General features: G+C 67.1%; 20 protein-coding genes. 9 read left to right on the top strand and 11 right to left on the bottom strand.

From position 1 onward, the window contains the following. Nucleotides 1–19 precede the first annotated feature (19 nt). The 3 genes from A7W11_RS25295 to A7W11_RS25285 all read left to right on the top strand — a co-directional run bounded on the left by A7W11_RS25295 (nt 20) and on the right by A7W11_RS25285 (nt 2814). Entirely contained in the window at nt 20–1417 is a 1398-nt protein-coding gene (locus A7W11_RS25295) for a sigma 54-interacting transcriptional regulator (RefSeq protein ID WP_066420683.1), read from the top strand. Between the two features lie 90 nt (nt 1418–1507). Continuing rightward, nucleotides 1508–2239, top strand: coding sequence for a DUF2968 domain-containing protein (locus A7W11_RS25290; protein ID WP_066420678.1), 732 nt, complete (start codon nt 1508–1510; stop codon nt 2237–2239). A 119-nt stretch (nt 2240–2358) separates the two neighbouring features. Beyond that, entirely contained in the window at nt 2359–2814 is a 456-nt protein-coding gene (locus tag A7W11_RS25285) for a DUF1178 family protein (RefSeq protein WP_066420675.1), read from the top strand. Between the two features lie 116 nt (nt 2815–2930). On the opposite strand, the gene efp is transcribed toward A7W11_RS25285, so the two are convergent. The 3 genes from efp to A7W11_RS25270 form a co-directional block, all read right to left on the bottom strand. Then, complete coding sequence (gene efp / locus A7W11_RS25280; RefSeq protein WP_066131154.1) at nt 2931–3488, bottom strand: elongation factor P; 558 nt, start codon at nt 3486–3488, stop codon at nt 2931–2933. Between the two features lie 205 nt (nt 3489–3693). Continuing rightward, entirely contained in the window at nt 3694–4806 is a 1113-nt protein-coding gene (earP, locus tag A7W11_RS25275; RefSeq protein ID WP_066420673.1) for an elongation factor P maturation arginine rhamnosyltransferase EarP, read from the bottom strand. Between the two features lie 12 nt (nt 4807–4818). Continuing rightward, nucleotides 4819–6024 (bottom strand): DUF2863 family protein, encoded by a 1206-nt coding sequence (locus A7W11_RS25270; RefSeq protein ID WP_066420668.1) that lies wholly within the window; start codon nt 6022–6024, stop codon nt 4819–4821. Nucleotides 6025–6194: 170 nt separating this feature from the next. Here A7W11_RS25270 and A7W11_RS25265 point away from each other — a divergent pair, with 170 nt between their 5' ends. After that, the gene (locus A7W11_RS25265; protein ID WP_082887477.1) at nt 6195–6971 is read left to right on the top strand and encodes a DODA-type extradiol aromatic ring-opening family dioxygenase; all 777 of its coding nucleotides are present in this window, start codon (nt 6195–6197) and stop codon (nt 6969–6971) included. A 235-nt stretch (nt 6972–7206) separates the two neighbouring features. Continuing rightward, nucleotides 7207–8181: a Bug family tripartite tricarboxylate transporter substrate binding protein gene (locus tag A7W11_RS25260; protein ID WP_066420662.1), complete on the top strand. Its 975-nt coding sequence runs from the start codon at nt 7207–7209 to the stop codon at nt 8179–8181. 136 nt (nt 8182–8317) lie between these two features. Here A7W11_RS25260 and acnA read toward each other — a convergent pair whose 3' ends face one another. The 6 genes from acnA to argA form a co-directional block, all read right to left on the bottom strand. Next, complete coding sequence (gene acnA / locus A7W11_RS25255; RefSeq protein WP_066420661.1) at nt 8318–11020, bottom strand: aconitate hydratase AcnA; 2703 nt, start codon at nt 11018–11020, stop codon at nt 8318–8320. 147 nt (nt 11021–11167) lie between these two features. Next, complete coding sequence (locus A7W11_RS25250; RefSeq protein ID WP_066420660.1) at nt 11168–11983, bottom strand: arylamine N-acetyltransferase family protein; 816 nt, start codon at nt 11981–11983, stop codon at nt 11168–11170. A gap of 75 nt (nt 11984–12058) precedes the next feature. Further along, a complete protein-coding gene (locus tag A7W11_RS25245; protein WP_066420658.1) occupies nt 12059–12658 on the bottom strand; it encodes a transglycosylase SLT domain-containing protein in 600 nt (199 codons plus the stop codon). A gap of 87 nt (nt 12659–12745) precedes the next feature. Next, complete coding sequence (locus A7W11_RS25240) at nt 12746–14191, bottom strand: DUF1963 domain-containing protein (RefSeq protein ID WP_066420655.1); 1446 nt, start codon at nt 14189–14191, stop codon at nt 12746–12748. A gap of 117 nt (nt 14192–14308) precedes the next feature. Beyond that, a complete protein-coding gene (locus tag A7W11_RS25235) occupies nt 14309–14581 on the bottom strand; it encodes an oxidative damage protection protein (RefSeq protein WP_066420652.1) in 273 nt (90 codons plus the stop codon). 78 nt (nt 14582–14659) lie between these two features. Then, nucleotides 14660–16015 carry an amino-acid N-acetyltransferase gene (argA, locus tag A7W11_RS25230; protein ID WP_066420641.1) on the bottom strand — a complete coding sequence of 452 codons (1356 nt, stop codon included), beginning with the start codon at nt 16013–16015 and terminating at the stop codon, nt 14660–14662. A 231-nt stretch (nt 16016–16246) separates the two neighbouring features. Here argA and hrpA point away from each other — a divergent pair, with 231 nt between their 5' ends. Continuing rightward, nucleotides 16247–20233, top strand: coding sequence for an ATP-dependent RNA helicase HrpA (gene hrpA, locus A7W11_RS25225; protein WP_082887476.1), 3987 nt, complete (start codon nt 16247–16249; stop codon nt 20231–20233). Nucleotides 20234–20287: 54 nt separating this feature from the next. Here the strand turns inward: hrpA and lpxO are convergent, their stop codons facing one another. Both lpxO and A7W11_RS25215 read right to left on the bottom strand, forming a co-directional pair. Further along, nucleotides 20288–21187 (bottom strand): lipid A hydroxylase LpxO, encoded by a 900-nt coding sequence (lpxO, locus tag A7W11_RS25220; protein ID WP_066420635.1) that lies wholly within the window; start codon nt 21185–21187, stop codon nt 20288–20290. Continuing rightward, nucleotides 21184–22203, bottom strand: coding sequence for a LysR family transcriptional regulator (locus tag A7W11_RS25215; protein ID WP_066420632.1), 1020 nt, complete (start codon nt 22201–22203; stop codon nt 21184–21186). Before A7W11_RS25215 ends, lpxO begins: the two co-directional genes overlap by 4 nt. Before the next feature lie 106 nt (nt 22204–22309). Here A7W11_RS25215 and A7W11_RS25210 point away from each other — a divergent pair, with 106 nt between their 5' ends. The 3 genes from A7W11_RS25210 to A7W11_RS25200 all read left to right on the top strand — a co-directional run bounded on the left by A7W11_RS25210 (nt 22310) and on the right by A7W11_RS25200 (nt 25712). After that, nucleotides 22310–24148, top strand: a complete 1839-nt coding sequence (locus A7W11_RS25210) for a gamma-glutamyltransferase family protein (protein ID WP_066420629.1) — start codon at nt 22310–22312, stop codon at nt 24146–24148. Nucleotides 24149–24231: 83 nt separating this feature from the next. Beyond that, nucleotides 24232–25215: a Bug family tripartite tricarboxylate transporter substrate binding protein gene (locus A7W11_RS25205; RefSeq protein ID WP_066420627.1), complete on the top strand. Its 984-nt coding sequence runs from the start codon at nt 24232–24234 to the stop codon at nt 25213–25215. Between the two features lie 2 nt (nt 25216–25217). Beyond that, nucleotides 25218–25712, top strand: a complete 495-nt coding sequence (locus A7W11_RS25200; RefSeq protein ID WP_066420625.1) for a GAF sensor protein — start codon at nt 25218–25220, stop codon at nt 25710–25712. Nucleotides 25713–25751: the final 39 nt, after the last annotated feature.

Below are 25751 nucleotides of genomic sequence, written 5' to 3'. Positions count from 1 at the left end.
CGCGCGGTGGGGGCGGTGCATGACCGATGCCGCCAACCCGCAGAGCGTCGACGGCCTGGACGTGTACGTGTGGGAAGGCGCGTCGGACATCGCCTTTCGCGCCGAGCGCTTCCTGGCGGGATACGACGCCACCATCGTGCACTTCGATGCCGCCAGCGGCATTGCGCCGCAGCGCGACGCCGCGCGGCCGGCCGTCGCGCTGGTGTCCGTCACGGTGATGAGCGATGCGCGTTTCTCGGGTTTCGACTGGCTGGCCACGCAAGGCATCCCGGTGATCTGGGTGGCCTCGGAAGACCGCAATCCCGATCCGCGCTATTACGCGCCCGCCTATTCGTACACGCTGCCGCTGTCGTTCAACGGCGCCGAGCTGCGCCGCCTGCTGTTTCGCCTGGCGGGCGTGGCGCGGGCCGCCAGCCTGCCCGAGCAGCGCCCCGTCCCGACCTTGGTGGCGGTGTCCGACGTGATGCGCGACATGCTGAACGAGGCGCGCATGTTCGCCGATTGCCGCGCCAACGTGATGGTCAACGGCGAGACCGGCGTGGGCAAGGAGCGCATCGCGCGCCTGCTGCACGACGAATCCTCCTGGTCGCGCGGGCCGTTCGTGGCGGTCAATTGCGGCGCCATTCCCGAAGGCCTGTTCGAGGCGCATTTCTTCGGCCACGCCAAGGGCGCGTTCACCGGGGCGGTGGGCGCGCACAAGGGGTATTTCGAACAGGCCAGCGGCGGCACCCTGTTCCTGGACGAGATCGGCGATCTGCCGCTCTATCAGCAGGTGAAGCTGCTGCGCGTGCTGGAGCAGAACACGGTCACCCGGCTGGGCTCGACGATGGAGGTGCCGGTGGAGTTCCGCCTGGTGGCGGCCACCAACAAGGATCTGCGCAGCCTGGTGGCCCAGGGCGAGTTTCGGGCCGACCTGTATTACCGCCTGGCGGTGATCGAATTGCGCATTCCCAATCTGGAGGAGCGCGGTCCGCAAGAGAAAATCGCGATTTTCACGTCGCTGCTGGCCCAGCAGGGCGTGGGCGATGATAATCCGCCCGATTGGCTGTTGCAGCGCGTGGCCGGGTTGCGGTTTCCCGGCAACGTGCGCGAGTTGTCGAATCTGGCCGAACGCGTGGCCATCGTGCGCCGCCAGTTGGGGGAGTGGAACCTCGGCCGCCTCGAACAGATTCTGGATCGGCACCAGCAGGCATTTGCAGCCCCCCCTGCCGTGCTGGAGCCCCCGCCCGCGGCGCTCGGCCCCGCCGAAAAAGCCGAACGAGAGCGTATACTCGCCGCGCTGGAAGCAAATGGCTGGCGTCGGCAGGATACGGCCCATCACCTGGGGATCAGTCGCAAGGTGTTATGGGAGAAAATGCGTAAATTGCGGCTGGGCGAAGCCCTGGCCGAGACCGCGGACGGAGTGACCGAGCTCTGATCGCGTCTTTTCCGCAAAATCCGTGCCGATACGGATTAGAAATACAGCAGTAAGTTGCTATAGTTAAAGGATTGTTGCTAAGAGGAAGGCATGAATATCCAACAACTCGGTCCCTCCTTGCGTCTGGCCATGGCCTGCGCGGCGCTTGCAAGCCTTACGGCCTGCGCGGGCGCCCAGCAGCAAAGCGAGCCGCAACCCGTGGTCAAGCAGGTCGAGACCGACGACAAAGCCGCCTCGGCGCCGGTGACTCCGCCGGCTCCCCCGACGCCATCGCCTTCGGCCGCTGCCGAACCGCCCGCCGTGACCACCACGGTTGCCGAACTGCAGGGCCTGATCCAGAACCGTCAGGTGGCCGAGTTGCGCACCACCTACAACGGCAGTTATGGCGCCAGCCTGTTGTTCAAGGCGGACGACATGCAGTATTACGTTGCGTTGTTCCAACAGCGCGACTTCTGGCGTGTCGTGAAGACGGTCTCGCAGCCGCAGGCCGAAGCGACCTACCGCGCGTTCGTCGCACAGGCCGCCGAATTGGCCGCCATCGATCTGCAGCGCATCCGCCTGCAGGCCGAGAACGGCAATGCCGAAAAGCAGCTGGCCGCGCGTAGCCGCCAACTGAGCGTGTTGCAGGCCGACCAGGCCCTGCGCCAGCAACAGGAGAAAGTGGTCGCCGATCGCCAGGCCCAATTGCGCCAGGAGCGCGATGCGCTGGCCGAGCAACGCCAGGACACGCGCGCCCAACTGCGCGCGCTGCAGCGCCAGATCGACGAACTGCAGGCCGAGCAGGAGCGGGTGGGCAAGAAGCCGGCGCCGCGCCGCAACTGATCCGGATCATCGCCGTTCTTCCCTCAGGGCGCCCCAGGGCGCCCTTTGTCTTTCCAGGCCAGCGGTGTCGCGCCGCCCGGCAATCTTGTATTCTTGCCGATCGGCTTCATATACCCGCCATGGCTCTGAAAGTTTTCGATCTGCAGTGCGAGCACGGCCACGTCTTCGAGGGCTGGTTCGGTTCGCACGACGACTACGACGCGCAACGTTCGCGTGGCCTCGTGTCGTGTCCCGTGTGCGACTCCAGCGAGATCGTCAAGCGGCTGTCCGCGCCGCACCTGAACGTCGCGCATCTGCATCAGCCCGCACCGGTGCCTGCGCCGGCCCAGAGGGCGGGCGGCGTGCCGATGTCCGCGTTGCAGGCCCAGGTCATGCGCCAGGTGCGCGAACTGATCCGCAACACCGAAAACGTGGGTACGCGTTTCGCCGAGGAGGCCCGCCGCATCCACGAAGGCGATGCCGACGAGCGCCCCATCCGCGGCGTGGCTACGCCCGAGGAACGGGCCTCGCTGGCCGAGGACGGCATCGACGTCATGTCGGTGCCCGCCTTCCTGGACGACGATCGCCTGCAATAGTCGCTGCGAGAGGGTCGCAAGCCAAAAGACGAAAAGCCCTGGATCGCTCCAGGGCTTTTGCTTGATACTGCTTGAATACACCCAGGCCCGCGCGTGGCAGGCCCGGGGGCAGGGCATCAGTTGACGCGGCTGCGGTACTCGTTGGTGCGCGTGTCGATTTCGATCTTGTCGCCGATGGCGCAGAACAGCGGCACGTTCAGTTCGTAGCCGGTGTTGATCTTGGCGGGCTTGAGCACCTTGCCCGAGGTGTCGCCACGGACGGCCGGCTCGGTGTAGGTGATTTCGCGGACCAGGATGGTGGGCAGTTCGACCGAGATGGCGCGGCCATCGTAGAACACCACTTCGACCGGCATGGCTTCTTCGAGGTAGTTCAGGGCGTCGCCCATGCTGTCGGCTTCGATCTCGTACTGGTTGTACTCGTCGTCCATGAAGACGTACATGGGATCGCCGAAGTAGGAGTACGTGCACTCCTTGCGCTCGAGCATCACGACCTCGAACTTTTCGTCGGCCTTGTAGACCGATTCGCTGTTCGAACCGTTCAGCAGGTTCTTGAATTTCAGCTTGACCACGGCCGCGTTACGGCCCGACTTGTTGTATTCGGCCTTCTGGACCACCAGCGGGTCTTTGCCCACCATGACCACGTTGCCGACCCGCAATTCCTGAGCGGTTTTCATCGATTAAAACTCCGGGGGAAAATGCGCACTCACCGTGCTTGCGCGAAATTCGCACCGGACCGCGTCCGCCGGCAGTGTGCAAACGCGTTGCAAAGGCCAGCGGCGGGTTCCTGCTCGAGGTTTCGGCGCCCCGGGAGGCTGTGAAATTTGAGCCCAGGCTCGTCGGACGATCCGTCGAGCAAAGCAACTCGGAAAACCAGCTATTCTAGCGCGTCCTGGCCAATTCTGCGCAGAAATCGGCGAGGTTGTCGGCCAGATCGGGATGTTGCGCCAGGTCGGCGTCCCATTGCCGGGCCGACTGCCGCCAGGCCTGCCAGGTGGGGGCGGCCAAGGCCCGGGCCAGTGCCCGGGGGACGGCGCTGGCATCGGCGTTCCAGGCCCGGACCAGGGTCTGCGCGGCCTCGGGCGCGTCGTAGCGCGCCTGCCACGCCCCCAGTTTTTCCAGGTGCGTGTCTTCGTCCTGCGGATAGATCTGCCATACCAGCGGCCGCGCCGCCCAGGCCGCACGCACGAAGGAATCTTCGCCGCGGACGAAATTGATGTCCGCGCACCACAGCAGGCGATCGAAATCGTCCTGCACGACGAACGGCACGCGGGCCACGTGCAGGCGGCCGCCGGGGGGCACGGCGGCCTCGAGCCCTGGCGCCACGCCTTGCGGTGCCAGCAGCAGGGTGCGAGAAGCATCCTTGGCCAGCGCCGCGGCCAGTTCGGCCCAGGGGGCGTGCGGATAGCAGAACAGGGTGACCAGGCGCGCATCCTGTTCCACCAGGCCCAGTTCATTCTGTCCCAGGCCCAGGGTGCGCAGGAAATCCTGCCGATGCCCGCGGCAGGCCTGCAGGGCATCGCGTTGCGCCGACAGGCCGGGTTCCCGCAGCAGGCCGCCAGTGGCCGGGGTGAAACCCGGAAAGAAGAAATGCTTGGTCAATCCGTCCGGACGGCGCGAGGGCAGGCCGTGGCAGCTTTCGACCCAGGATTCGGCGCTGAGGTATTCCAGATTGATCCAGACCGGCTGCGTGCGCCGCATGGCGGCGACGTAATCCGCGGGTGGGTCGCAGGCGAAGGCTTCGATCACCACCTCGGCCGGCGTCAGCAGCGCCGGGTCGGGCTGCGGCGTCCAGCGCACGATCTCGATGCCGGCCACCAGCTGATGCGCCAGGCCGGGCTGCACGTCGGGCTGGATGCGCTGGAAGGCGGCCAGGTCATCGACCCACAGGCGCACCGGCCAGCCGCGTCCGTGCGCCAGCCGCCGTGCCAGCCGCCAGCACACCCCGATGTCGCCGTAGTTGTCGACGACGCGGCAGAACACATCGGTGCGCATGGCGCGGGGACGTCAGTGAAAGCGCGTGGGCGCCGCTTCGGCGTCCTCGGGCAATTCGGCGTGCACGAGTTCGCCCAGCGGATTGGGAAACTGCGGCGCGCCGCAATCCTCGCAGTAGTCGGGCGGCAGCACGCCGGGAATGCGTCGCACGTCGGCCACGCCGTATTCCTTGAGCAACGCGGCGATCTCGTCGACGGCGTCGGGTTGGCCGTCTTCGCCGGGAGGATCTTCCTCGCGGCCGTACAGCGGCCAGACGCAGCCGTAGTACACGTCGTTGCTGTTGCGCGGCGTGAAGCCGATGCGGTATTCGTCGATCTGGCCCTCGCCGCAACCGGCGATCACGGCGCGCAGATGCCCGGGGGGCAGGCTGACGGCGCCTTCCAGCCAACTGATGGCGGCACGCAGCGACAGGGGCCGCACGCGGCGGTCGGCGTCGCGGTTGCTGACGTAATAGGCATCGGGCAGCAGGCATTCGATGCCGCAGCCCGGCAACAGCGAAGCCAGCGTGGGCTGGGCCTGGGCAATCCATTGTTCGAGGCAGGCTTCGCGGCTGGCGGCCGGGTCCTCGGGGTGTTCCTGCCAGCGGAAGAGGGCGCCGCGCTCGGGCACGGCCACGGCCGCCACCAGGTAGCGGGTGTCGGCCAGCATGTTGGCCGTTTCGATGTCGGTGTTGAGCACTGGCAGGCTGGTCTCGGCGCCCAGGGCGCGGGCCGCCAGGCGGTGCATCCATTGCCAGGTTTCGGCGAAGGTGCGCGGCATCTGGTCGATGCTGACCAGTTGCGGCAGCAGGGCCATGCGGGCATGGCTGGCCAGGACGTGGCCGTGCAACTGCGCCAGCAAGGCCTGCTGCGCCGAGGCGGAGATGGGGCCGGTGGGAATGGTGTAGCGCGTCCAGGCGGCGACGGGCGCGACCAGCAGCAGCACGTCGTGGCGCACGCCGTTCTTCTCGACCTGCATGGATTCGGACAGGGTTTCGGCCTGTTCGATCAGCACTTCGTAGGCGCCGGTATCGTGCTGCGCGAGGTGATCGAGCGCCGCTTCCAGCGGGCCGTCCTGACCCTGGCGCAGCAGTTTGGGGATGGCCTCGCTCAGTTGCCCCTGCCAGTAGGCGTCTTCCAAGTGGCTGCCGGAGCGGTTCAGCGCCTGCGCCAGGGACACCAGACGCGTGGCGTCGCGGCCCATGCGGGGCGAGGAGGTTCGACTGCGGACTCGGGCCATGAATTCTTTGAAGCGGTAAAGGGAACCTCGTAGTTTACCTCTGCCCGCCGGGCGGCCCGGGGGAATTGGTCCGCCCGCGGCAACAGTGCGTGCCGCCAGCCCCCATTTATCGCGGTGCGCAGCGGGCGCATCATGTCTGCATTCCCTTATGCAATGCCAGAGGTTTCATCATGCGTTGGCCCGTTCTTTTCATTTCCCATGGTTCGCCGATGATGGCGGTCGAGCCTGGTCGCACCGGCGCCGTGCTCCAGGCCTGGGGCACGGCCCAGGCCGAACGCCCCAAGGGCATCGTGGTGGTGTCGCCGCACTGGATGGGCCATGGGCTGGCGGTCTCCACCCGCGACCGCCAGGTGGCGTGGCACGACTTCGGCGGCTTTCCGCCCGAGCTCTATCACCTGCAGTACGCCGCGCCGGGCTCGCCCGAGCTGGCCGCCCGCGTGCAGCAGGTGCTGGCCGATGCCGGCATGCAGGCCGGCAACGATCCGCGCCGCCCGCTGGATCATGGCGCCTGGGTGCCGTTGCGTTACCTGTATCCCGATGCCGACGTGCCCGTGGTGCAACTGGCGCTGGACGTGGGCCGCGACGCGCGCGGGCAGTACGAGCTGGGCCGCGCGCTGGCGCCGCTGCGCGACGAAGGCATCCTGCTGATCGGTTCGGGGTCGCTCACGCACAACCTGCGCGACGTCCGCATGCCGCACGGCGCGCCAGCCGTCGATTATGTGCCTGCGTTCCAGGACTGGTACGCGCGACACGTCGCCGCCGGGGACATCGACGGCCTGCTCGACTGGCAGGCGTCCGCGCCCGGCGCGGCGCGCGCGCATCCGCATGACGACCATCTGATGCCGTTCTACGTCGCGCTGGGCGCGGGCGGGCCGGTGCGTACCCGCCTGGTCGACGAAGTGGCCTACGGCGCGTTGGCCATGGACGCCTACGCGTTCAGCGGCTAGCTCGTCATACCTCTGGGCATGGCGCTGCCCGTGCACGGCGCGCGCCGGCCGGCGGGGCATCCGCCGGCCACGATCCCCCCTCGCAGATGAAAAGCAGAAAGGCGGACTCCCTTGGGATGTCCGCCTTTTCTCCAATTGACTTCCAGTTTGGGCTACCGCACAATCAATTCATAAGACATCGTACAACGTGAACGGAATGTGAAAGCATTCCAACCAAAGGAAAGGAGACACTTTCATGCCCATCGCACGCCGGGAATTCCTGGCCGTCATCGGAGCGGCTGCGCTCACCTCGGCCGCGCGTCCGGTCCTTGCCGCGCAAGACTGGCCCAACCGCAACATCCGCCTGATCGTGCCGTATCCGGCCGGCGGGTCGTCCGACATCATCGCCCGCGCCATCAGCCAGCCGCTGTCCACCGCGCTGGGCCAGACGGTGATCGTCGATAACCGCCCCGGCGCCAACGGCAACCTGGGCGCCGGCCAGACGGCCCAGGCCGATGACGGCCATACCCTGCTGATCTGCGACGTGGGCGCGCTGGCCATCAGCCCGTCGGTCTACACCAAGCTCAATTTCGATCCCTCCAAGGACCTGCGCGGCGTCAGCATGCTGGCGTACTCGCCGCACGTCATTGCCGTGCACCCCTCGGTGAAGGTCAACACTCTGCAGGAACTGATCGAACTGACCAAGCGCGAGCGCCTGAACTTCGCGGTGCCCGCCGTGGGCAGCGCGCCGCATCTGGCTGGCGTGGCGGTAGGGCAGGCCACCGGCGCCAAGTGGGAATACGTGCCCTACAAGGGCGGCGCGCAGGCCATCACCGACGTGGTGGGCGGCCAGGTGCAGGTCATCATGAACGGCCTGCTGGCCACGCTGCCGCACGTGCAGAGCGGCAAGCTCCGCGCCATCGCGATCTCCAAGCGCGAGCGCATGTCCATCCTGCCCGACGTCGCCACCATCGCCGAGCAGGGCGTGCCCGGCTTCGAATCCGGCACCTGGCAGGGCATCCTGGCCCCGCGCAGCATGCCCGACCCCATCGCCAGCCGCGTGGGCGCCGAACTGGCCAAGATCATCAACCAGCCCGACATCAAGAAGAAGCTGGGCGAGCAGGGCGCCGAAGTGGTCGTGATGAATCCCGCCGATCTCGACGCGTTCTTCAACAAGGAACGCGCGCGCTGGGCCGAAGTGGTGGCCAAGGCCGACATCCGCCTGGATTGATCCGCGTGCCGGCCTGGCCGCGACGACGCGGCCAGGCGCGATGCCCGCGCATGAAAAAGCCGATCCCTGAAGATCGGCTTTTTTGCATCGCGCGCGGGCGATGGCGCGACCGGGGCGGGCTCGCCCCGGGCCGCGATCAGGCGGCCAGCAGTTGGCGCAGCACGAAGGGCAGGATGCCGCCGTGCTTGTAGTAATCCACCTCGATCGGCGTGTCGATGCGCAGCGTGAGGACGACCTCTTGCGTGCTGCCGTCTTCACGGTGGATCGTCAGGGTGACGTCCTGCATGGGCTTGATTTCGCCCTCCAGGCCCGAGATGTCATAGGTCTCGCGGCCCGTGATGCCCAGGCTGTCGACGCTGTCGTTGCCCTTGAACTGCAGGGGCAGCACGCCCATGCCGACCAGGTTGCTGCGGTGGATGCGCTCGAAGCTGCGGGTGATGACGGCCTTCACGCCCAGCAACTGCGTGCCCTTGGCGGCCCAGTCGCGCGACGAGCCCGTGCCGTACTCTTCGCCGCCGAACACCACCGTGGGGGTGTCCTGGCTTACGTACTTCATGGCCGCGTCGTAGATGGACATCTGTTCGCCGGTGGGCTGGAACAGGGTTTCGCCGCCTTCGAAGCGGCTGCCGTCGGCCTTGGCCGGGATCATCAGGTTCTTGATGCGCACGTTGGCGAAGGTGCCGCGCATCATGATCTCGTGGTTGCCGCGCCGCGAACCGTAGCTGTTGAAGTCGGCCTTCATCACGCCGTGCTCTTTCAGCCACTTGCCCGCGGGCGAGGTTTCCTTGATGGAGCCGGCCGGCGAGATGTGGTCGGTGGTGACCGAGTCGCCGAAAATGCCCAGCGCGCGCGCGCCGCGGACGGTGGGCATGGCGCCCGGCGTCATGCCGAAGCCGGCGAAGAAGGGCGGCTCGGCGATGTAGGTGGATTCGGGCCAGTCGTAGGTCTCGCCCGTGACGCCCTTGATGTTCTCCCACAGCTTGCCGGGGTTGCTCTTGACCTGGCCGTAGTTCTGCTGGAACGCCTCGGGGTTCAGCGCGAACTTGACCAGTTCGTTGATTTCGTCGGTGGTCGGCCAGATGTCCCCCAGCCACACGTCGCCGTTCTTGCCCCGGCCCACGGGCTCGGTCATCAGGTCGCGCGTGACGGTGCCGGCCAGCGCGTAGGCCACCACCAGCGGGGGCGAGGCCAGGAAGTTGGCCTTGATGTTCGGATGGATGCGGGCCTCGAAGTTGCGGTTACCCGACAGCACGGCCGCGCACACCAGGTCGTTGCCGGTGATGGCTTCGTTCAGGTCGGGGGCGAGGTCGCCGGCGTTGCCGATGCAGGTGGTGCAGCCGTAGGCGGCCACGTCGAAGCCCAGCTTCTCAAGGTAGGGCAGCAAGCCCGTCTTGGTCAGGTATTCGGTGACCACGCGCGATCCGGGGGCCAGCGAGGTCTTGATGTGCCTGGGCACCTTCAGGCCGGCCTCGACGGCCTTCTTGGCCAGCAGGCCGGCAGCCAGCAGCACGCTGGGATTGGACGTGTTGGTGCACGAGGTGATGGCGGCGATGAGGATGTCGCCGTTCTTGATCTTCGTGCCCGCGCTGGTGGTGAACGTCTCGGACAGCTTCTCGGCCGGCTGGTTGAAGCCGTTCTCGGAGACCGGCTTGGAGTACAGGTCGATGAAGGTGTTCTTGACGTTGCCGATCTCGATGCGGTCCTGCGGACGCTTCGGGCCGGCCAGCGACGGCGCGACGGTGGACAGGTCCAGCGTCAGCAGCTTGGTGTAGTTGATGTCCTTTGCCTTGGGCACGCCGTACATCTTCTGCGCCTTGAAGTAGGCGGCGAAGGCGTCGATTTCTTCCTGGGTGCGGCCGGTGCCCTCGAAGTAGTCGATGGTGCGGTCGTCGACGGGGAAGAAGCCCATGGTGGCGCCGTACTCGGGCGCCATGTTGCCGATGGTGGCGCGGTCGGTGACGCTGAGGCTGGCGGTGCCTTCGCCGCAGAACTCGACGAACTTGCCCACCACCTTCTCGCGGCGCAGCATCTCGGTGATGGTGAGCACCAGGTCGGTGGCGGTGACGCCGCCGCGCAGCTTGCCCTTGAGCTCGACGCCCACCACGTCGGGCGTCAGGAAGTACACGGGCTGGCCCAGCATGCCGGCCTCGGCCTCGATGCCGCCCACGCCCCAGCCGACCACGCCGATGCCGTTGATCATGGTGGTGTGGCTGTCGGTGCCCACCAGCGAGTCGGGGTAGTACACGTCGTTCCCGTCATGGTGAACGCCGCGCGCCAGGTATTCCAGGTTGACCTGGTGGACGATGCCGAAGCCCGGGGGCACCACGCCGAACGTGTCGAACGCCTGCATGCCCCACTTCATGAACTGGTAGCGCTCTTTATTGCGCTGGAATTCCAGTTTCATGTTCAGGTCGAGCGCGTTCTTGGTGCCGAAGTGGTCGATCATGACGGAGTGATCGACCACCAGGTCGACCGGCACCAGCGGCTCGATGCGCTTGGGATCCTTGCCCATCTGCGTGGCCACCGAGCGCATGGCCGCGATGTCGGCCAGCAGCGGAACGCCCGTGAAGTCCTGCAGCACCACGCGGGCCACGACGAAGGGAATCTCGTCTTCGCGGCGGGCGTTGGCCTGCCAGCCGGCGAGTTGGCGGACGTGCTCTTCGGTGACCTTCTGGCCATCGCAATTGCGCAGCACGGATTCCAGCACGATGCGGATGGACACCGGCAGCCGCTGCACGTCGATGCCCAGGGCTTTGCCCAGGGCCGGCAGCGAATAGTACTGACAGGTTTTCTTGCCTAGCTTGAATGTCTTGAGCGTGTCGAGCGTGTTGTGCGGCATGTCGGACTCCCTGGGTTTGGACCGCGTGAAAGCGCCATTTTCAGGCGTTTCGGCGTGCTTGTCATTGTATGTGAGACAAGCGTAATTGGGGGCTTGTGTCTTATATCTTATATAAGACATAAAACAGGTGTCAAAGTTGCATCCCGCCTATTCCGGCAGGCTTTCCAGTACGTCGTTCAAGCGGGTGTCAGGCGGCACTCCGATGCCGAAATCCACGGCCAGCACCTCGCGGATCTCGGCCGCGCCAGCCAGCGTGCGCCTGTGCGTCGTGCCGTCCGGGCCATAGCGCGTGTAGTCCCGGTTGCGCAGGGCCAGGCGCGCGCCCGGGACGGGACGCGCGGCGATCAGGTCGCGTATGAACATGGAATCGGGATGCGTCGAGACGTAATAGCTGGCGACTTCATAATCGGGCAGCGTCTGCGCCTGCAGATCGTAGCGGTACAGCGTGCGCCAGCCGCCGCCGACCAGGGCCTGCATCCGCCAGTTGCCCGCCTCGCCCGGCACCAGGCGGAAATCGCCGTGCGGGGTGGCCTGCACGCCGGGTTCCAGCCGCAGCACGCCGGTCAGCGTCATCGCGCCGAAGCCCACGTCGACGATATGCGGCTGGCCGTCGATGCGCACCCGCAGCAGCATGTGGGTGCGCGGGGTGATGGCGTCCTCGGGATGCGACCACAGCACGCTGGCGGCCAGGTCGGTCACGGTGAAACCCAGTTCGCGCAGGGCGGCGCCGAACAGCAGGTTGTGCTCGTAGCAGTAGCCGCCACGCCGGTCTTGCACCAGTTTGCGATGCAGGTCGGGCAGGGCCAGGCTGACGGGCTTGCGCAGCAGGGGATCGAGGTTTTCGAAGGGGATGGCCTGCACGTGGTGCAGCACGAGGGTGGCGACGCCATCCAGGGTGGCCGAGGGCCAGGAATGCAGGCCGATGCGTTGCAGGTAGTTGTCCCACAGCGTGGCGTCGGACATGGCACCTCCGGATCGTTCGTGGCGATCCGTCCATCGTAACGCCGTGGGGCGGGGCGTGCAGGAACGCCCCGCGGCCTAGAAAATGCCCAGCCAGCCGCCGCGGCTCAGTTCGCCTTCACACCCCTTGTATTGCGTGCCGAAGCGTTCGGCGCGTGCCTGCACCTGCGCCGCCACGCGCTTCAACCACGCCTTGGCCTCGTAGCTGCGGTTGCGGTAGCCGGTCCAGCCTTCGTGGTAGTTCAGGTACTGGCGGTAGGCGTCCCATTTGGAGATGCCGTTGAGCTTCTGGGTCTTGGTCATGTACCAGCCCATGAAATCCATCGCATCGCCGAAGTCGCTGCGGCTGGAAGTCCAGCCGCCGGCCTCGCGCTGGTAGTCGGCCCAGGTCTCGTCCTTGGCCTGCGCGTAGCCGTAGGCGGAGCTGACGCGGCCCCAGGGGATGAAGCCCAGGAAGTAATAGCGTGGCGGCACCGCGTCGTGCCGGAAGCTGGACTCCTGGTACATCATCGCGATGGGCACCTGGGGCGGCACGCCCCATTTGCTTTGAACGCGCAGGGCGGCGTCGTGCCAATCCGGCTTCTCGCGGAAGATCGCGCAGATGTTCTCGGGATTCGAGGGCGGCACCGTGGCGCAGCCGGCCAGCAGCAGGGGCGCGATGAGCAGCAGTCCTCGCATCGGCTTGCGTGTCCTATTCGGCGTGCTGGTTTCGGGCATGGCGCTGATTGTAAGCGCTTGTGAATGGCAGCGACGCCCCGATTCCCGTCAGTGTCCAACCACCTCTGCCCGGACGCGGTCAAAACGGCGTTCCGCCAGATCCTGGGGGCTGATCCAGAAAGAGGCGTTACCGACGTCTCCGAATACCATGTGAACGCCGTAGTCGGTCGCAAGGTGCAGAAGCAGGATTTCCGGCTCGTCAACAGACGGAGCGTCCTGGCAGGAACGCGGGTAGCCCAGCATCTGATGGACGGCGGGGCTTGGCGGCTGGCCTGCCAATTCTGTAACAGGCAGATGGTGATGATGCAGGGCTTCCAGGAAGTAGGTGGGAATATGTGCTGCGGTTTCAGGTGCGCCGACCGTGAAATCGATTGTGGCCAGCAGCCCTCTGTCGTGGATATCCGCGAGATCGTGAAGTGAGAAAAGGTTCAGGCTTCCGGGAGCACCGGACAGGCCGGCAAGCCAGTTGCGGAAGTCGGCCCGTGTCTGATTCGGGGGCTGAGTGCCCAGGCCCATCTGCTGTGCATCGGCCATCCAGCGACGACCTTCGTTTTCGATGCGCCGCAATTCGTCCTGCCGTGCCTGGTCTTGATAGCCCTGGTACCCAATCACTTTCGATGTGCGGGCGATCACAAGCCGAGCCATGCGTTCGATCATGACGGCTAACTGCGGGAACGCCGTCGGGACTTGCCATCTAGGGTCCGATGGCTGCGTCAGCCCAGCTTCGAGGATGTCCGTCGCCCCCTCCGGAGGATTTGCCCCAGGGGACGCCGCGATGGTCAGGGCCTGTGCAACGCGCGCTTCCCGGACGCGCTCGTCGTAGTATTCGCCCACCAGATCCATTGCGACGTCGAGGTCCACTTTGCCCTCATATATATCGGCGGCGGGCAGCGTCAGTTTGCCGACGAGCGCCTCGCCGGTATCGGAGTTCAGATACGCTTCGATGATCCGCGCGACATGCTCCGTCTGGTAGATCGCCGAATAGTCGGGCCAACTGTCCATCGTGATGGGAACGAGCGGCCACTCGGTATGCGTTGCGGGTGCTGATTCCCCTTTGAGCACCCATCTCAGGCGGGAGTAGCGATATCTCTCGTAGACCGGCTGCAGGGTAGTTGGGGCAGCCCTGCGCGATTGGTTGCAGGGCGCGTCCGGGGCATGGATCACCCGGATGCTATCCCGATCGTCTGAATCCCATATCTGATCGTCTGCATCGTCCGCGAAAAAGAACAGCATGCCGCAGGCGGGTAGATGCCCGTCGATGCTGGGCAACTCGGCGCAGTCGATCTGGCACAGGAAGTGCAGAGGACGGCCGTGGCTCAGGCTGGTCGGCCAATCCATATCGTCAGGCAATTGCGGCAGGCCGCCCAGACGGCTACGGACATGGGTGAAGCGGTGCGGCGGATACGGGCGGTGCAGCATGATCGCAGGCTTGCGATAGTGGTGCATCACGCGGTCCACGATCTCGTGGATATCGGATTCCTGCAGCATCTTCATATGATGGACCTGTAAGCGGCGCGGCGTTGAGACGCCGGACTATTTACAGGCTTTCCATGACAGCAGGATATCCGTTCCGCGCGGCTCAATGCCGCGCGGACAGGTCGGGCGCGGTGCTTACGCCGACGGCGGCACGAAGCCCTGGGCCTCCACCGTGCCGTCTTCGAACAGGAAGCGCTCCATCTGCTGCTGCAGGTACTTGCGGGCGCGGGCGTCGGCCAGGTTCAGGCGGTTTTCGTTGACCAGGCGAGTCTGGATGCCTTTCCACTCTTCCCAGGCCTCTTTCGAGACCTCGCGCCAGATGCGCGTGCCAATTTCGCCGGGGTAGGGCGGAAAATCCAGCCCTTCGGCTTCACGCTTCAGTTTCACACAGTTGACGGTACGAGCCATGGTCTGTTGCCGGTAAGGATTGCGAAGCTGCGATTTTAGCCGTGCCCGGGGTTTGCCCGGATCACGGCCCTGCCGGCGTCACAGTTTCTTGATGAAGACCAGGCTGTTGCGCGAGCGGTTGTAGTGGTTCTGCTTGTCGCGCGGCAGGTCGGAGATGCCGCCCTGCACGAAGCCGCGCTTGATGAACCAGTGCGAGGTGCGGGTGGTCAGCACGAACAGGCGCTTCATGCCCAGCGCGCGGGCGCGCGCTTCCATGTGGCGCAGCAGGATCTCGCCTTCGCCGGAGCCTTGCCATTCGGGATGGACGATCAGGCAGGCCATCTCGGCCATCTGCTCTTCGGGGTACGGATGCAGGGCCGCGCAGGCGTAGATGACGGCGTCGTGCTCCAGCACGGTGAAGTTCTCGACGTCGCGCTCGATCACGCTGCGGGGGCGCGGCACCAGCGTGCCGTCGGCTTCCAGCGGCTCGATCAGGCTCAGGATGGCCCCGACGTCGTCGATGGTGGCCGGACGCAGGTCGTCCAGCGTGTCTTCCACCACCATGGTGCCCACGCCGTCGTGGGTGAAGATCTCCAGCAGCACGCCGCCGTCCAGCGAGAACGGCACCAGGTGCGCGCGCGCCACGCCGCGCTTGACCGCCAGGGAGGCGTATTGCAGGTACAGGTTGGTGTCTTCGTCCAGCTTGCCCGCGGCCAGCAGCGCGTCGGCATCGACGCGCGCCAGTTCGGTATCGACCGAACCGTCTTCGTGCAGCACGCCGGGCGCGCCCGACAGGAAGATCAGTTTTTCGGCGCGCAGCGCCACGGCCACGCTGGTGGCCAGTTCTTCCATCGCCAGGTTGAAGGCGTCGCCGGTGGGCGAGAAGCCCAGCGGCGACAGCAGCACGACCGAGCCGCGTTCGATGGCGAACTTCAGGGCATCGACGTCGATCTTGCGCACCAGGCCGGTGTGCTGGTAATCGACGCCATCGACCACGCCGGTGGGGCGGGCCGTGACGAAGTTGCCCGAGATGACGCGGATGTGCGAGCCCGACATGGGCGTGTTCGGCAGGCCCTGGCTGAAGGCGGCCTCGATGTCCAGGCGGATCTCGCCGGCGGCTTCCTTGGCGCATTCCAGCGCCGCCTTGTCGGTGGGCGCCACGCCGCGGCCGAACTGCTGCGTGAAGCCTTTCAGGCGCAGTTGCTCGTTGACCTGGGGGCGCGAACCGTGCACCAGCACCAGCCGCACGCCCAGCGCGGACAAGAGCGACAGATCCTGGATCAGGGTGTTCAGCGCGCCTTCCTGCACCAGCTCGCCGCCGAAGGCCACCACGAATGTCTTGCCTCGGAAGGCGTGCACGTAAGGCGCCACCTCCCGGAACCATCGGACGAACTGGGCGGCGGCGAACTCGGGGGCTTCGAGGGCGGAGACGGTGTCGGGGTCCTGGTCGGGCATGATGAGGGCGTGCGATTCCTGGGGGTGGCAAAGGATGGCCGTCGCCTGGTGCGGCCTGCGGCGGGTCGCGAAATTATATGACCGGCGCGGGGCGGCTGCGCGCGGGCCGCCGCCGTTTTCGCACGCTCGCCTGTGCGGCGCTCGGGGGGACGGCCCGCAGCCGGATGGGGTTCCCGGAAATGCTGCCCTCGAAAATTTATAATAGGTGGTTCACCGGATGAATCGCCTCTTATGTCAGAAGTCTCCCGCGCGCCCGACGGATCCCAGGAAGGTCCCCGCAGCGACGCACCCCGTGACGGCAGCCGCGGCAACGGAAATCGCAATCGTGGCAATCGCCAGGGCGGCCCGAGGCCGGAGCGCGCCCCTGGCGCCCCCGAAGAGCCGGCCGATCGCCCGGAACGGCCCATTCCCGTCATCACCTATCCGGAAGACCTGCCCGTCAGCGCGCGGCGGCAGGAGATCGCGCGCGCCATTGCCAACCACCAGGTGGTGATCGTCAGCGGCGAGACCGGCTCGGGCAAGACCACGCAGTTGCCCAAGATCTGCATGGAGCTGGGCCGCGGCCGCCGCAAGATGATCGGCCACACGCAGCCGCGGCGCCTGGCCGCCACCTCGGTGGCCAAGCGCATCGCCGAAGAGCTGAACACCCCGATGGGCGAAGTGGTGGGCTACCAGGTGCGCTTCAACGACCGCACCGGTCCCAACGCGGCCATCAAGCTGATGACCGACGGCATCCTGCTGGCCGAGTCGCAGCGCGATCCGCTCTTGCGCCGCTACGACACCATCATCATCGACGAGGCGCACGAGCGCAGCCTGAACATCGACTTCCTGCTGGGCTACCTGAAGCAGCTGCTGCCGCGCAGGCCCGACCTGAAGGTGGTCATCACCTCGGCCACCATCGACGCCGAGCGTTTTTCGCGCCATTTCGCGGAATCGCCCGAGCGGCCGGCGCCGGTCATCGAGGTGTCGGGCCGGCTGTATCCGGTGGAAGTGCGCTACCGCGCCGTGCAGCAGCCGCAGGATGCGGACGACGCTCCCGCGGCCAAATCCCCGCGCGGCGAACCCGCCCGCCTGAGTGGCGACGAAGAGCGCGACCTGATCGACGCCATCGTCGACGCGGTGGACGAGTGCGCGCGGCATGGCCCCGGCGACGTGCTGGTGTTCCTGCCCGGCGAGCGCGAGATCCGCGAGTCGGCCGAGGCGCTGCGCAAGCACCATCCCGCCGGCACGGAAATCCTGCCGCTGTTCGCGCGCCTGTCGCAGGCCGAGCAGGAACAGATCTTCCATCCGCGCGGCAACGCGCGCCGCGTCGTGCTGGCCACCAACGTGGCGGAAACCTCGCTGACGGTGCCCGGCATCCGCTACGTGGTCGACAGCGGCCTGGCGCGCATCAAGCGCTATTCGTGGCGCAACAAGGTCGAGCAGCTGCGCATCGAGCCCATCAGCCGCGCCTCGGCCAACCAGCGCGCCGGCCGTTGCGGCCGCGTGGGGCCGGGCGTGTGCATCCGGCTGTACGACGAGACCGATTTCAACGCGCGCGCGCCGTTCACCGATCCCGAGGTGCTGCGCTCGTCGCTGGCCTCGGTCATCCTGCGCATGAAGTCGCTGGGCCTGGACGAGATCGAGGATTTCCCGTTCGTCGAGGCGCCGCCGGGACGGGCGGTGGCCGATGGCTATCACCTGCTGCAGGAACTGGGCGCCATCGCGCCCAAGTCCATGGACGACGAGGGCGAGCGCACCGGTGCGGCCTATGAACTGACGTCCACCGGCCGCGAGCTGGCCAAGCTGCCCGTCGATCCGCGCATTGGCCGCATGATCCTGGCCGCGCGCGAGCAGCAGTGCCTGACCGAGATGCTGATCATCGCGGCGGCGCTGTCCGTGCAGGACCCGCGCGACCGCCCGATGGCCGAGCGCGAGGCTTCCGAGGCCGCCCACGCCAAGTTCGCCGACGACAAGTCCGAGTTCCTGTCCTTCCTGAAACTGTGGCGCTGGTATGGCGAACAGGTGCAGCACAAGCAGTCGCAGCGCAAGCTGGTGGGCCTGTTGCGGCAGAATTTCCTGTCGCCCATCCGCCTGCGCGAATGGCACGACGTGCACAGCCAGTTGGCCGCCCTGGTGGGCGAACAGGGCTGGCGCCTGAACCAGGCCGACGCCACCTACGAGCAGTTGCATCACGCGCTGCTGTCGGGCCTGTTGGGCAACGTCGGTTTCAAGGGCGAGGAAAGCGGCCAGTACCTGGGCGCGCGCGAGATCCGCTTCCACATCCATCCCGGCTCGCGCCTGGCCAGGAAGGGCGGACGCTGGATCATGGCGGCCGAACTGGTCGAGACCACGCGCCTGTACGCGCGCTGCGTGGCCAACATCGATCCCACCTGGCTCGAACGCGTCGGCGCGCACCTGCTGCGCCGCAACTGGTCCGACCCACGCTGGGAAAAGAAATCCGGCCAGGTCGTGGCCAACGAGCGCGCCACGCTGTACGGGCTGGTCGTGTACGCGGGCCGGCGCGTGCAGTACGGCCGCATCAATCCGCAGCACGCCCGCGAGATATTCATCCGCGACGCGCTGGTGCCGGGCGAGATCGACACCAGGCTGCCCTTCGTGGCGCACAACCGCAAGCTGATCGCCGGCATCGAGAAGCTGGAGCACCAGACGCGCCGGCCCGACATCCTGGTCGACGACGAACTGATCTACGCGTTCTACGACCGCCAGTTGCCCGACGGCATCTCGCAGACGGCCACGCTGGAAAAGTGGGTGTCCGGCCTGGACAAGGCCGCTTCGTCCCTGCTGCTGACGCGCGAAGAGCTGATGCGCCACGAGGCCGCGGGCGTCACCACCGACGTGTTTCCCAAGAAGGTCGAGTGGCAGGGCGCCACCATGGCGCTGGATTACCACTTCGAGCCCGGTTCGCCGCGCGACGGCGTCACCTTGTCCGTGCCGCTGTTCGCGCTGAACCAGCTGGATGCCCAGCGCTGCGAATGGCTGGTGCCCGGCATGCTGAAGGAAAAGGTGCACCTGCTGCTGAAGTCGCTGCCGCAGAAGCTGCGCCGCCATTGCGTGCCGCTGCCCGACTACGCGGCCGGCTTCTACGACCGCTGGTACGACAAGCTGGGCGATCCGCAGCAGGGCCTGGTCGACGCCGTCATCGCCGACATGTGGAAGCAGGTGCAGATCCGCCCCGCCGTGGCGGATTTCAAGCTCGAGACGCTGCCCACCCACCTGTTCATGAATTTCCGGGTGGTCGACGAGCATGGCCGCATGCTGGCCGCCGGCCGCAATCTTGCGCAGTTGAAGGCCGAACTGGGCAAGCAGGCGCAGGCCACCTTCCAGCAACTGGCCGCGCGCGACACCGAGGTGGCGCAGGCGCTGGCGCACGAGAAGCTGACGGCCTGGACCTTCGGCCCGTTGCCCGAACTGATGGAGATCCGGCGCGGCGGGCAGTCGGTCATCGGCTATCCGGCGCTGATCGACCGGGGCACGCATTGCGACCTGGACGTGTTCGACGATCCCGAGGACGCGCGCCGGCAGCATCGCGCCGGCCTGTTGCGGCTGTTCCGCCTGGGGCTGCGCGAGCAGGTCAAGTTCCTGGAAAAGAACCTGACCGACATCACCAAGATGAGCATGCTGTACATGAACCTGGGCACGCAGGACGAGCTGCGCGACCAGATCATCGACTGCGCGCTGGCCCAGGCCTGCCTGGGCGATCCCTGGCCCGCCAACGCGCAGCAGTTCGAGGCGCGCCGCAACGACGGCAAGGGCCGCCTGGGCCTGCTGGCGCAGGAAGTGGCGCGCCTGGCGCATGCCATCCTGACCGAATACGCCGCCGTGCAGCGCAAGCTGCCGCAGGCCAAGCCGCATGCGGCGGCCTACGCCGATCTGCAACAGCAGATCGGGGCGCTGGTGCCCAAGTGGTTCCTGCGCGATACGCCGTACGCGCAACTGGCGCATTTTCCGCGCTACCTGAAGGCGGCGGTGGGACGCATCGACAAGCTGCGCGCCGATCCCGCGCGCGATGCCAAGCTGATGGGCGAGATGGCGCCGCTGCTGGTGCAGTACCAGCGCGCGCGCTCGGCGCTCAAGGGCACCGCCGATCCGCGCCTGGACGAGTTCCGCTGGATGCTGGAGGAACTGCGGGTGGCCTTGTACGCGCAGGAGCTGCGCACGCCGCAGCCGGTGTCGGTGAAGCGCCTGATGAAAGCCTGGGAGTCGCTGCAGCGCTAAGGAAAAAGGCGGAAGACCTTATCGGGCCGCCTTTTTATTAAGCCCGCATGCGGATCAGAGCGCCAGGAAGGCCAGGATGATCAGCACGATCAGGCCCCACTTGGTGGCCTTGTAGACGTTGCGGTTCCAGGCCTTGAATTCCTTGCGCTTCTCGTCGAACCGATGGTGCAGGTGCGTCAGCTTGTTGATGGCGCCGGTCTGGTCGCCGCTGTCGTTGGGCGAACTGGCCGCCGACATCACCACCTTGCCGAACCAGCGGTTGAACGACTCGGCCCAGCCCCACTTCAGCGGACGTTCGACGTCGCAGAACAGGATGATGCGGTTGGACTCGGACTTGTTGTGCGCTTCGTGGATGTAGGTCTCGTCGAACACCACGCTTTCGCCGTCGCGCCAGCTGTAGCGTTCGCCGTCCACGTCGATGTAGCAGCGGTCGTCGTTCGGCGTGGCCAGGCCCAGGTGATAGCGCAGCGAGCCCGAGAACGGGTCGCGGTGCGGGTTCAGCGTGCCGCCGGGCGGCAGCTCGGCGAACATGGCCGCCTTGACCTTGGGCAGCGTGCGCAGGATGGCCACGGTCCTGGGGCACAGTTGTTCGGCCGAAGGATGCCGGGCGTCATACCACTTCAGGTAGAAGCGCTTCCAGCCGTTCTTGAAGAACGAGTTGAAGCCCACGTCGTCGTGCTTCTCGGCGGCCTTGATGTGGCGCAACTGCTGCATGGCCAGCGCCTCGTCGCGGATGATCTCCCAGTTGTCGTCCAGTACTTTCAACTCGGGGATTTCGCGGGTGGTGACGTACGGCGTGGTGGGCACGCGCGAGGCCAGCACCATGAACGCGTTGACCGGCGCCAGGATGACGGAGTGGTCAAGGAACACGCGTGACAGCTTCTGCCGGACGCGGCCGCGGAAGTGGGCAAAGAGAATGGAGGCCAGCCAAAGCCCCGGAATCAGCCATTTCATGTCGGTAATGGATCGTGCGGCGCGGGACGCGCACCGCTGGTCGGATATTGTTGCACAGGCGTGGTTTGGACGCCGCCGTCCGCGCAGAGTTCGCGCAGGATCTGCGCGAAGTGCGTTTCGGCCTGCAAGGGGACGTCCCGCACCCGGCGGATCAGGCTCATGGGCGGCAGTTCCCAGTCGAAGCGCCAGGGGGCCATGGCCACCCGGCCATGCAAGGCCATTTCCCGCGCGATGTCCTCGGGCACGATGGATACCAGCCGGTCGTCGCCCGTGATCAGGCTCTCGATCACGTCCAGCGAGTAGGTCTCGATCATCGGCGTGGGCGGCTGCACCTGGGCTCGCACGAACAGTCCGGCGATCATGCCGCCGATGGGCGTGGCGGGCGAGGGCAGGATCCAGCGCATCGAGGCCAGCTCGGACCAGTCGGGCGGCCCGTGCGGCAGCCGGCGCACCAGGCGGGGATGCCCGATCAGGGCGGGCCATTGGCGATAGAGCATTTCGTGCCAGATGGCGCGCGGATCGGGGCCGCCGCCCGCGGCGCGGCCGATCACGCAATCCAGGTCGCGGCGCAGCAGCAGTTCCAGCAACTGGTCCGTAGTGGCGCGGTGCAGGGTGACGGTGACCCCATGCCGCTGGTGCAGCAGGGCCACGGCGCGCGCCAGCAGCGGCCCCGATACGAAGGGAATGGCGCCGATGTTCAGGTGCGCGCTGTGGCCCGACCGCAAGGCATCCACCTCGCGGGTCCATTGGTCCAGGTCCTGCAGCAGGTGACGCGCGCGCACCAGCGCCAACTGGCCCAGCGGCGTGGGTTCCAGGCCGTGGCGTGACCGGGTGAACAGCGGCGCGCCGAAGATGTCCTCGATCTCGGCCAGCGCCTTGGTGGCGGCGGGCTGGCTGATGCCCGTTTCCACCGCGACACGAGTCAGCGTGCCGTGGCGGCGCACCGCCAGCAGCAGGTTCAGATGGCGGATTTTCAGGCGCGCAGCCAGCCGGCTGGGCAGGGAGGGAGAGGACATGCTTACGATGAATAACCAAAAGGTTATTGATATATCAAAAAATAGCTGATCCTGGTTATTCGTGATTTCTATACTTGTGTCCAGACGATTCCGGAAGCCCTGAGCGATGTCGCACTCCTTCACCACCCGCCCCGAGATCCGCGGCACCTTCGGCGTGGTGTCTTCCACGCATTGGCTGGCCTCCCAGACCGCGATGAGCGTGCTGGAGCGCGGCGGCAATGCCTTCGACGCGGCGGTGGCCGGCGGTTTCGTGCTGCAGATCGTCGAGCCGCACTTGAATGGACCCGGCGGCGAGGTGCCGATCCTGTTCTGGAGCGAGTCCGAGCGCCGCATGCGCGCGTTGTGCGGGCAGGGCACGGCGCCCGCGCTGGCCTCCGCGGCCTGGTTCCGTTCGCAGGGACATCATCTGGTGCCGGGCATCGGCCTGCTGCCCGCCGTGGTGCCCGGCGCTTTCGGCGCCTGGCTGACGCTGCTGCGCGACTACGGCACCTGGGAACTGCAGGATGTGCTGCAGCCGGCCATCGACTACGCGCGCAACGGATTTCCCTTGGTGCCGCGCATCGTGCAGGCCATTCTGGCCGTGCAGGAACTGTTCCGCACCGAATGGACCACCTCGGCCGATGTCTGGCTGCCGGATGGCCGCGTGCCGCATCCCGAGCAGTTGTTCCGCACGCCCGCCGTGGCCGCCACCTACGAGCGGCTGGTCCGCGAGGCCGGCCGCGGCGCGGGCAGCCGGGCGCAGCGCCTGGATGCCGCCATCGACCTTTGGTACCGCGGCTTCGTGGCCCGAGCCATCGATGACTACTACCGCCACGCCGAGGTGCGCGACTGCACCGGCGAGCGGCATCGCGGACTGCTGCGCCATGACGACATGGCGGCGTGGCAGGCCGGCTACGACGAACCCCTGCGGCTTCAGTACGGGCGCTACACCGTGGCCAAGTGCGGCGTCTGGTCCCAGGGGCCGGTGTTTCTGCAGCAGTTGGCCATGCTGCGCCATCTGGGCATCGAGGGCCTGGATGCCGCCAGTCCGCAGTTCGTACACCGCGTCGCCGAGTCCGCCAAGCTGGCGTTCGCCGACCGCATGGCCTGGTACGGCGATCCCCGGCATACCGATGCGCCGCTGGAGGCCCTGCTGTCGGACGCCTATGCGCGTGAGCGAGCCGCCTTGGTCACGGCGCGGGCAAGCGCCGAATTGCGGCCGGGCCATCCGGGCGGTCGCGCTCCCGTGCTGCCCGACCTGTCGGCCAGCACGCGCGCGCTGGCGGATGCCGACACCCGCTTCGGCGTCGGCGAACCCACGTTCGCGGCGCTGCCGCCGGTGGACGAATGGGCGCGGCGCGAGATTTTCGTCGGCGATACCTGCCACATCGACGTCATCGACCGGCACGGCAACATGGTCGCGGCCACGCCGTCGGGCGGCTGGCTGTCGTCCAGCCCGGTCGTGCCGGGGCTGGGTTTCTCGATCTCCACGCGCTTGCAGATGACGTGGCTGGACGAGGGTCTGCCCGGCACCCTGCGGCCGGGCGCACGCCCCTGCACCACGCTGTCGCCCGGCCTGGCGCTGCGCGACGGCGAGCCGTACATGGCGTTCGGCACGCCTGGCGGCGACCAGCAGGACCAGTGGACCGTGGCCTTCTTCCTGCGCCACGCCGCGCTCGGCATGAACCTGCAACAGGCGATCGAGGCGCCGTCCTGGCACGTCGATCATTTCCCCGGCTCGTTCTGGCCGCGCGCGACCACGCTGAACCGGCTGACGGTCGAGGCAGGCCTGCCCGAGGACACCCTGCAGGCGCTGCGCCTGGCGGGCCATGACCTGCGCGTCGGCGCACCCTGGTCCGAAGGCCGCATCAGCGTCTGCACGCGCGAGCCCGCGGCGGGCGGTGCGATGCTGTTGCGCGCGGGTGCGAACCCGCGCGGCATGCAGGGCTACGCCGTCGGGCGCTGAATTTTTTCGAATCCATGGCCGGGGGCGTGCCCGCCGCCGGCCGGATATGCAGTCGCAGTGCAACTTATAACCACACAAGGGGTATGCAGATGGCTTTCTCTTCGATTCGCAAGGCGTTATCCACATTGGCGCTGGCCGCCGCCACGGTGCTGCCGGCGGCGGCGCACGCGGCCTGGCCCGAGCGGCCGATCACGTTGATCGTGCCGTGGGCGGCGGGCGGTTCCACCGACATCCTGGCGCGGCTGCTGTCCGAGCACCTGAGCACCTCGCTCGGCCAGTCCGTGGTGGTGGAGAACCGCTCGGGCGCCTCCGGCAACATCGGTTCCAACTACGTGGCGCGCGCCAAGCCGGACGGCTATACGCTGCTGATCGGCTCGATGAGCACGCACACGATGAACCAGGCGTTGTTCAAGACCATGCCTTTCGACGGCGTGAAGGACTTCACGCCCATCGCCGAACTGGCGCTGGTCACCAATACGATGGTGATCAATCCCTCGGTGCCCGTGAACAGCGTGGCCGAGTTCATCGCGTATGCCAAGGCGCGTCCGGGCCAGATCGCCTATGCCTCGGCGGGCGCGGGCTCGACCAATCACCTGAGCGCCGCGCTGTTCGAGAAGGCGACCGGCGTCTCGATGACGCACGTGCCTTACCGGGGCGGCGCGCCCGCCGTGCTGGACACCGTGGCCGACCGCACCCAGCTGCTGTTCAGCGCCGGCACGCAGACCCTGCCGCACGTGCAATCGGGCAAGCTCAAGCTGCTGGCCGTGACCGAGTCGCAGCGTTCCGGGCTGCTGCCGCAGGTGCCCACCGTGGCCGAGACGGTGCCCGGCTATGAACTGGCGGTCTGGTACGGCGCGTTCGGCCCCGCCGGCATGCCCCAGGACGTGGTGCAGCGCCTGAGCCGCGAGATCAATGCCATCCTGGCCAGGCCCGAGGTCATCAAGAAGATGGGCGACATGGGCGTCGAAGTGCGCCAGTCCACCCCGCAGGGGTTCGCCCAGACCTTGCAGAACGATGCCGACAAGTACGGCAAGCTCGTCCGCGAACTCGGCATCTCGATGGAGTGACGATGACCGCCGCCTTCGCCGATCTGCTTCCCGCGCTGGACGCGCTGACCCAGGCGCACGCCGGCGCCGATCCGGCGGGCGTGTGCGCCGCGGTCGACCTCCAGGCGCGAACGGTGCTCGGGCATACGCTGTGCACGGTCAACCGGTTTGACCCGCGCAGCATGGCCCTGTCCCGGCTGTACAGCTCCAACCCGCAGGCCTATCCGCCCGGCGGCGGCAAGGACAAGCGGGGTACGCCGTGGGGACGCCAGGTGCTGCTGGAGCAGCGCCTGTTCATCGGCGAGGGCGAACAGGCGATCCGGCAGTCCTTCGACGACCACGCGGCCATCGCGGCGCTGGGGCTGGCGTCGGTGATCAACGTGCCGGTCGTGGCGCGCGGGCAGTGCCTGGGCACCCTCAATTTCCTGATGCCGCAGGCGCAGGTAAGCCAGGACAAGATCGCGGCGGCCCGGCTGGCCGGGCTGCTGGTCGTGCCCGCGCTGATGGCGCTGGGCTGAAAGCGCGGGGAGGCGCCGTACAGGCCCTAGTACAATCCC

This window comes from Bordetella ansorpii, assembly GCF_900078315.1.
In the GTDB taxonomy this organism is placed as follows: Bacteria; Pseudomonadota; Gammaproteobacteria; order Burkholderiales; family Burkholderiaceae_B; genus Bordetella; species Bordetella ansorpii.
This window is presented reverse-complemented; position numbering and strand designations above follow the sequence as displayed.